Source organism: Veillonella sp. 20925_1_51 (assembly GCF_041431445.1).
GTDB lineage: Bacteria > Bacillota > Negativicutes > Veillonellales > Veillonellaceae > Veillonella > Veillonella nakazawae.
On the sequence record NZ_JAPVXT010000004.1, the window covers coordinates 201,701 to 208,703 of the forward strand.

Here is a 7,003-nt window from a genome sequence, read left to right on the forward strand (position 1 = left end):
GTTGAATTGCATATAATAACATCAGCTATCTCATTGAGTGGAAAACTTGATGAGATAGCTGTTTTTGATTCTCTGTTATGTCTATGGAACGATGTTTATATCAATAAAAATTTATCAAGCGGATGAAATTGCAAAAATAAGCTGAAACAACAGTTACGGCTGATAAAATTAATGCTATAGATATTGAAGCTAGTAATATTAAACTTGAAAATTCAGGAACAGAAACTAAAATATACGGTTCTGAAATTAGTATATAACTTAACATCTGCTGAATTTGGTCTTGTTACAGATCCTAAACGCAGTATCGTAAATACAGAAAAATCTCAGTTTTTTGATGGTGATGTAAATACTGCTGTTAGAGCTAATGGTGTAAAGTTAGAAAATACTAATAATCTAGACGTAGCAGAATATACAATGGATGGCATGATGGCTGACTCCAATGGTAAGCATGTATGCTTTGGCACACAAATTCCTTTACAAAGAGCTGAGATTGAGTCCTTAAAATCTATGGTACAACAATTATTAGAAAAACATTAATATCTGAAAATTTGTTTTAAATACCATAAGATGTAAATAGCATGAAAGTTACTATTTAACGTTTATTCATATGCAAAAACTAAATATATTTACAGAAATATCGATAGAATATACAAAACATAAAGGCTGTTATATATGTGAAATTAATCATATATATAACAGCTTTTTTTAGGAGTATATATTAAAATTTCTAATTGATTTAAGCTGTATATGTAGAGAAAAATGAAGGACTTATATCCAGAATTTTAAAATTATAAAAAAAATATATAGAGAACATAGTATGTTTATAAAAACATCGAAAATGCTCGAAATGGAATTGATTATTATATTATATATTTGATAGAATGGGTCATATGAATTTTAAATGAGGGAAACTTCAAAAGATTGAGGAGGAGGGATTACGATTAATATAGGGATTACTTTTTTCTGGGGTAAGTCGTATAACCATATTTGGTCCAATGGGGCCGGGCAGAATATGTACTTCTTAAAACAGTGCCTAGAACAAATCGATGGAGTAGATTCCGTTTACTTTGTGTACTGGCGAAATGATAAGAAGTCATTGTCTGATAATATGCGATTAGATTTGATGGATATCGATATTTATGACAGCGATGAAGTCATCGATACAACTGATGTTTTGATTGAGGGAACATTAACATTAGAACCACAAATCGAAGCGGAATATCGTAAACGTGGTGCTAAAATCGTGTCGTACCGTATGGGGAATGATTTCATTGCTGATATGGAAAAGATGGTTCACGATAAACCTGGTGCCCGTGCTTTCAACGGTACGAAATATGATGCTGTATGGATGATTCCACAGCATATGAATACAAATCGTTGCTATTTAGAAATTATGACAAAAGCTCCTGTATATGAGGCTCCTCATTTATGGGATCCATTGTTTTTAGACCATATGACTAAGTCTATTGAAGAACCATATACCTTTGGTTATGAACGTGGTCAAATAAAAGCTAATGGTGCTTGCGTCTCTGTATTGGAACCGAATATATCGGTACTGAAAAACTGTATGATCCCAATTCTGATTGGTGAAGAGGCTTATCGGAACCATCCAGAACTGGTGAAACATATATATTTATGTAATACCTACGACATCAAAGATAATGATGCCATTTTTAATTTTATCGGCTTTACATCAGGGGTTAAGGATAACATTATGACCGTTGAAACGCGTCATATTACGCCCCAATTTCTTGCAAAATACACGGACATTGTGCTTTCCTTCCAATGGGAAAATGCACTGAACTATGTATATTACGAGGCACTATATGGCGGTTATCCACTAGTACATAACTCACCAATGTTAAAAGCACACCATGTAGGCTTTTACTATGATGGATTTGATGCTTACGACGGTGAGCGTCAATTGATCAATGCTATTAAATCCTATGATGATGATTTTGAAAGCCATAAAAAATGGAATGATAAACTCATTGATTCGGTGTCACCATTCAATAAAGAAAATATACTCAAATATCAAATATTGTTAGAAAAATTAGGAGTAAAAGGTTAGTATGAATAAGATCTTTAAGGTTATTTGGTCCAAATCTAAACAATGTTACGTAGTTGTATCTGAAATGGCTAAAAATACAACAGGTAAGAAGAAAATTGTTGTAGCTGGTATTTTGGCTTCATTAGCTGTGACAGGGAATGTCGCACAAGTGGATGCAGCTGGTAAATTTGCTGGCGCGGCACCACCAAAAGGTATTGCAATCTCCACAACTGATGCTGGTAGTGTAGCTAGTGCAAATGGTGATAATGCGATTGCCATTGGTCGTGCTAAGGCAAATTATAATGGAGCCGTAGCTATTGGTAGTGATGCAGAGAGTGGTGGCAATGCGGTTTCTATGGGTTGGGATGCTAAAGCTACTGGTGGAAACGGTACTTCTTTAGGTATGAAAACCGGGGCATCAGGGTCTAATGCGACAGCAGTAGGCGCATATGCACAAGCTACTAAAGTTAGCGCTACAGCAGTTGGTAATAATGCAGCAGCTACTGGAAATAATTCTGTAGCAGTAGGTTATACTGCACTTGCTGATCAAGAAAACGATAACGCATTTGGCTCTCAGACTCATGCTAATGGTGGTGGTGCTACTGCAGTTGGTTATTTAGTAAATACTACCGGTAACCAAGCTTTTGGCGCAGGCTCTAATACTACTGTATCTGGTACGGCAGCAGTTGGTATTGGTTATAGTAATACCGCATCTGGTAATCGAGCTATCTCTATTGGTAGTGCGTATAATGGTACACAAACTGGTGCTACAGGTGATTACTCTGTTGCCCTTGGTGCTGCAGCACGTGCTAGCAATGAAGCTAGTATAGCAATTGGTAAGACTACAGCTGCCTCTGAAGCTGGTGCTACTGCTGTTGGTAACCAAGCCAATGCGTCTAGTAGTAATGCAACTGCACTTGGTGCTGAGACAGTAGCTAGTACAGGTGCTGCTACCGCTGTTGGTTATGGTGCATCTGTAACGAATACTGGTTCAAGCTGGGGCGGTACTGCTGTTGGTGCTAAAGCAACTGTAACAGGCATGAATGGCGTAGCGGTAGGTCGTGCGTCTAAAGCATCCGGTAAACGTGCTATTGCAATTGGTGCAGGTAATAATAATGATGCGACTGATTCTACTGAGTTTACGGAAGCGGGTGGTGAAAGCTCCATCGCCTTAGGTTCTAATACAAAGGCTACACAAGGTAGTGGTGTAGCAATCGGTAATGCTACAACAGCTACAGGCGTATCTGCTGCAGCTGTTGGTCCAAATTCAAATGCAGTTAAAGATTATGACGTTGCCCTTGGTAGTAATGTAACTGCTAGTGGTTCTGGTTCTGCAGCAGTAGGTTATCTTGTTAATACAACTGGTAACCAAGCCTTTGGTGCAGGTTCTAATACAACTGTAAGTGGTCCTGCAGCAGTAGGCATTGGTTATAAATCCGAAGCAACTGGAAATCGTGCATTAGCTCTTGGTAGTGAATTAAATGGTACGAAAAATGGTGCTACTGCTGATTATGCTATCGCACTTGGTGCTGGTGCTCGTGGTACAGCAGAGAGTGCTACTGCTATTGGTAAACAAGCAGCTGCTAGTAAATCTGATGCAGTAGCAGTGGGTACAAGTAGTGCTGCAAGTGCAGACAAGGCTGTTGCCATTGGCCCAAAAGCAAATGCTGCTGGGTTGTCTAGTATTGCACTTGGTGATACCGCAGTTGCATCTCAAGCAAGTGCTATTGCTATAGGTGGACAAGCAAAAGGTCAAGGTTCTGTGGCTGTTGCGATTGGTAATAGTGCAGCAGCAACAGCAACTCAAGCTGTTTCTATTGGTTATTCTAGTATGGCTGGAGCTGAAAATGCATCTGCATATGGTTATATGGCTAGAGCGACAGCAACAGGTGCACTTGCTTTAGGTGCAACAGCAACTGCATCTGAAGTTAATAGTGTTGCCTTAGGTGCTTCCTCTGCAACTGCCGCTCCTGTAAGTACAAGTACAATGACTATTGCTGGTAAAAGTTATACCTTAGCAGGTGGTACTGCTGCTGGTACTGTTTCCATTGGCTCTGCTACTCAAAAACGTACACTTACAAACTTAGCAGCCGGCACTGTATCTGCTACATCTACAGATGCAGTTAACGGCTCTCAATTACATGCTGTAGTTCAAGCTGCTGAAAGTACAGCTACTGCACTTACAAGCGTATCTACAGCAGCGAGTTCCGCCCTTGTAAAAGCAACTAGTGCAGAAACTAAAGCTGTTGCAGCAGCTGCTACAGCTAACGCTACATCTACTGCACTTACAAGCGTATCTACTTCTCTTACAAGTGTTTCTACAGCAGCAAGTTCTGCCCTTGTAAAAGCAACTAGCGCTGAAACAAAAGCTGTTGCAGCAGCTGCTACAGCTAACGCTACATCTACTGCACTTACAAGCGTATCTACAGCAGCAAGTTCTGCCCTTGTAAAAGCAACTAGTGCAGAATCTAAAGCTGATACAGCAGTTTCTACAGCAAACTCTACAGCTGATGGTTATAATGCAGCTAAAGCGGCGATCTCTAGCTCTGCAGCAGCGGCAGAAGCAGCTGCAACAAAAGCGGTATCCTCTGCAACAGTTGCTTCTACAGCGGCTACAACAGCATCTACAGCTGCAACAAAAGCAGCATCCTCTGCAACAGCAGCCTCTACATCTGCATCTAACTCTGAAAGCTCTGCAGTTCGTGCTGAAGCAGCAGCTAATAAGGCAGATTCTTCCGCAACAAAAGCAGCAAGCTCTGCAACAGCAGCCGATAGCTCTGCCACAAAATCCGCATCTAGTGCAACGGCAGCAGACTCTTCCGCAACAAAAGCAGCAAGCTCTGCAACAGCAGCTGATAGCTCTGCCACAAAATCCGCATCTAGTGCAACGGCAGCAGACTCTTCCGCAACAAAAGCAGCAAGCTCTGCAACAGCAGCAGATAGTTCTGCAACAAAATCCGCATCTAGTGCAACAGCAGCAGATAGCTCCGCTACAAAAGCAGCGTCCTCTGCAACAGATGCAGCAAGCTCCGCAACAGCAGCAGATTCCTCTGCAACAAAATCTGCGTCTAGTGCGACAGCAGCAGATAGCTCTGCGACAAAAGCAGCATCTTCTGCAACTGATGCAGCAAGCTCCGCAACAGCAGCGGATAGCTCTGCAACAAAATCCGCATCTAGTGCCACAGCAGCAGATTCCTCTGCAACAAAAGCAGCAAGCTCTGCAACAGCAGCAGATAGCTCTGCAGATCGTGCAGAAGCAGCAGCTAATAAAGCAGACTCTTCCGCTACAAAAGCAGCCTCCTCTGCAACAGCAGCTGACAGCTCTGCTACAAAATCTGCATCTAGTGCAACAGCGGCAGACTCTTCTGCTACGAAAGCAGCGTCTTCCGCAACAGCAGCTGATTCTTCTGCAACAAAAGCAGTAAGTTCTGCGACTGATGCAGCAAGTTCCGCAACAGCAGCTGACAGCTCTGCTACAAAATCTGCATCTAGCGCAACAGCGGCAGATTCTTCTGCAACAAAAGCAGCATCCTCTGCGACAGATGCAGCAAGCTCCGCAACAGCAGCTGACAGCTCTGCTACAAAATCTGCATCTAGTGCAACAGCGGCAGATAGTTCTGCAACGAAAGCGGCAAGCTCTGCGACAGCAGCAGATAGTTCAGCAGATCGTGCAGAAGTAGCAGCTAATAAAGCAGATTCTTCTGCAACAAAAGCAGCATCCTCTGCAACAGATGCAGCAAGCTCCGCAACAGCAGCTGACAGCTCTGCTACAAAAGCGGCATCCTCTGCAACAGATGCAGCAAGTTCCGCAACAAAAGCAGTAAGTTCTGCGACTGACGCAGCAAGTTCCGCAACAGCAGCAGACAGCTCTGCTACAAAATCTGCATCTAGTGCAACAGCGGCAGACTCTTCTGCAACGAAAGCAGCGTCTTCCGCAATAGCAGCTGATTCTTCTGCAACAAAAGCAGCATCCTCTGCGACAGATGCAGCAAGCTCCGCAACAGCAGCAGATTCCTCTGCTACAAAATCCGCATCTAGTGCGACAGCGGCAGATAGTTCTGCAACGAAAGCAGCGTCTTCTGCAACCGCAGCAGATAGCTCCGCAACAGCAGCAGATTCCTCTGCAACAAAATCTGCGTCTAGTGCGACAGCAGCAGATAGTTCTGCAACAAAAGCAGCATCTTCTGCCACTGATGCAGCAAGCTCCGCAACAGCAGCGGATAGCTCTGCAACAAAATCCGCATCTAGTGCAACGGCAGCAGACAGTTCTGCGACAAAAGCAGCATCTTCCGCAACAGATGCAGCAAGTTCTGCCACAGCAGCTGATAGTTCTGCAGATCGTGCAGAAGTAGCAGCTAATAAAGCAGATTCTTCTGCAACAAAAGCAGCATCCAGTGCTACAGCGGCAGATAGCTCTGCAACAAAAGCGGCATCCTCCGCAACAGATGCAGCATCTAGTGCAACAGCAGCAGATAGCTCTGCAACAAAAGCGGCATCCTCCGCAACAGACGCAGCGTCTAGTGCAACAGCAGCAGATAGCTCTGCAACAAAAGCGGCATCCTCCGCAACAGACGCAGCGTCTAGTGCGACAGCAGCAGACAGCTCTGCAACAAAAGCGGCATCCTCCGCAACAGATGCAGCATCTAGTGCAACAGCAGCAGATTCTTCTGCAACAAAAGCAGCGTCCTCTGCAATAGATGCAGCAAGCTCTGCTACGAAAGCAGCATCCTCTGCAACAGATGCAGCAAGTTCCGCAACAGCAGCTGATAGCTCTGCAACGAAAGCAGCGTCTTCTGCCACAGATGCAGCAAGTTCCGCAACAGCAGCTGACAGCTCTGCAACAAAAGCAGCATCCAGTGCAACAGCAGCAGATAGTTCTGCAACGAAAGCAGCGTCCTCTGCAACTGACGCAGCAAGCTCCGCAACAGCAGCTGACAGCTCTGCAACAAAAGC

3 protein-coding genes are annotated in these 7,003 nt (G+C 43.6%); all 3 read left to right on the forward strand.

The window, feature by feature from the left end:
- Window positions 1–204: 204 nt before the first annotated feature.
- Window positions 205–537 (forward strand): hypothetical protein, encoded by a 333-nt coding sequence (locus tag O3607_RS06355; RefSeq protein ID WP_371443572.1) that lies wholly within the window; start codon window positions 205–207, stop codon window positions 535–537.
- A 415-nt stretch (window positions 538–952) separates the two neighbouring features.
- Window positions 953–2,071: a DUF2827 family protein gene (locus tag O3607_RS06360; protein ID WP_371443576.1), complete on the forward strand. Its 1,119-nt coding sequence runs from the start codon at window positions 953–955 to the stop codon at window positions 2,069–2,071.
- A gap of 1 nt (window position 2,072) precedes the next feature.
- Window positions 2,073–7,003 (forward strand): ESPR-type extended signal peptide-containing protein (locus tag O3607_RS06365; protein WP_371443573.1); only part of this gene is annotated, 4,931 nt, incomplete at its 3' end.